This window comes from Vibrio sp. OPT46 (assembly GCF_015163535.1).
Lineage (GTDB): Bacteria > Pseudomonadota > Gammaproteobacteria > Enterobacterales > Vibrionaceae > Vibrio > Vibrio alginolyticus.
This window is the reverse complement of the sequence record NZ_JADDYG010000358.1, coordinates 91,245-93,073: the sequence shown is the minus strand read 5'-3', so window position 1 is coordinate 93,073 and position 1,829 is coordinate 91,245. Positions and strand designations below refer to the sequence as shown.

The following is a 1,829-nucleotide window of genomic DNA, read 5'->3' as shown; positions in this document are numbered from 1 at the left end:
GAATCTGTGACTCAAGACTATAAAGAGTTGCTGAACAAGATCCCGAAAGGTGTGGCCATTCCTGAAAATGTAAAAGAAGTGCGTTGGATGATTGAAGAGCTTCGCGTGAGTTATTTTGCTCAACAATTAGGCACTCCTTATCCTGTTTCTGATAAACGAGTCAAAAACGCGATTGATGCTTGCTAATCAACCAGTAAAATAGTGTCAGGTTTGTAATTATCGCTTAAGAAGTTGCTGGTACACTAATTGCTAGTAACTCAATAAGCATTATTTTTTAGTTCTGGGAGGCAATAGTTCGCCTCCCTTTATTTGTAGTACCAACGACTGAGTTATGCAGACGTGGGAATAATAAAGAGTAAAGGTAGATGATGAAAAAAACTCTATTAGCAGTCGCGCTACTTGGCGCATCTTCTGCGGCAATGGCGGATTCTTGGATTTACGGTGGTGCAACAGTAGGTCAGTCTGACTACAAAGGTGAGACAGACACATCATACTCTGTTCACGTTGGTACAGGCATTCTACCTATCATTGGTGTTGAAGCTGGTGTAACACAACACGGTGAATTTAACGTAAATGGTCAAGACACTAAGCTAACTTCTTACTACGCAGCACTTAAGCCAAGTATCGACTTCGGTCCGCTACACGTGTACGCAAAAGGTGGTTTCCATCAGTGGGACAAAAAAGTGAAAGGCGGCAAAGACGATGACGATTTGGACCTAATGTACGGTGTGGGTGCTGAGTACTTCATTTTTGGCCCAATGTCTGTTGGTGCTAGCTACATGAACTACACTGCTGGTAAAGACGATATCAGCACGTTCTCTGTTAACGCAACACTACATTTCCTATAAGCGTCAAGCTTTCTAACACCATATGAAACACACCGGCTTTATGCCGGTGTTTTTTTGTCTGGAAGTCACAAAACAAAAGTTGAACATAAATTATTCACTTTTAGAGTCTTAAAATGCCTATGCTTTCCAATATATAGTGGCGATTAAATGCGCATATTTGCGTAATGTTTCGCTTGGGAATCGATCAGGAAGGGATAGTATGAAAAAAACACTCTCGTTATTCGCTCTAACGTTGTGCTCAACGTCAGCAATGGCTGACTCTTGGATTTACGCTGGTGGCCAAATTGGTCAGTCCGATATCGACAGCGAAAATGATACAACCTACGGTATTCATGTCGGTACTGGTATTTTGCCGTTCATTGGCATTGAAGCAGGCTACTTTAACCACGGCAAAGTGGATTTATCTTTGAGTGGCAGCAGGGGTAGTGCTGATTTTGATTCATTCTATTTAGCGGCGAAACCTAGTATCGACTTCGGCCCGTTACACGTTTACGCAAAAGGCGGCATCAATGCATTCAATGTTGATTATGACGGCGGACTGAGAAACTTAGACAAAGATGATGGCGTCTCTTACATGTATGGTGTTGGTGCCGAATACTTCTTGCTTGACAATGTGTCTGTGGGCGCGAGTTATCAAGCGTTTGGCGTGGATATTGAAGGCGATAGCGATACCGTTAGCAGTGTAACAGGGAACATCACCTTCCATTTCTTATAACGCTCGCTGGATGAAAGGCTTGCTGATTTGGTTTCGTCGTTAATTGTGAAACCAAATCAGCGCAGGTCTTCTCTATTTGCGCAGTGACTGGCTATGAACTTAAGTATTTCTTGTGTCTTTTCTAGTCTACAACCTACGACAAAATCAATCGTTAGACCTCATAATTTTTGTGTTGATATTATTTCCCCTTCATCTGTCTCGAATTGAGCTTAGAATGCAATAAATCACGACTTTTTGCAAAAATATGTGATTGCTGCTAAAATTCT

At 41.9% G+C, this 1,829-nt stretch carries 3 protein-coding genes; all 3 read left to right on the top strand.

Features of this window, described 5'->3' with window-relative positions:
* A partial coding sequence (locus IQR33_RS16490; RefSeq protein ID WP_193843858.1) for a DUF3418 domain-containing protein occupies positions 1-186 on the top strand: 186 nt, incomplete at its 5' end.
* A 182-nt stretch (positions 187-368) separates the two neighbouring features.
* The gene (locus tag IQR33_RS16485; protein ID WP_021033871.1) at positions 369-848 is read left to right on the top strand and encodes an outer membrane beta-barrel protein; all 480 of its coding nucleotides are present in this window, start codon (positions 369-371) and stop codon (positions 846-848) included.
* A gap of 199 nt (positions 849-1,047) precedes the next feature.
* Positions 1,048-1,563: an outer membrane beta-barrel protein gene (locus IQR33_RS16480; RefSeq protein ID WP_005377661.1), complete on the top strand. Its 516-nt coding sequence runs from the start codon at positions 1,048-1,050 to the stop codon at positions 1,561-1,563.
* The last annotated feature ends 266 nt before the right edge of the window (positions 1,564-1,829 follow it).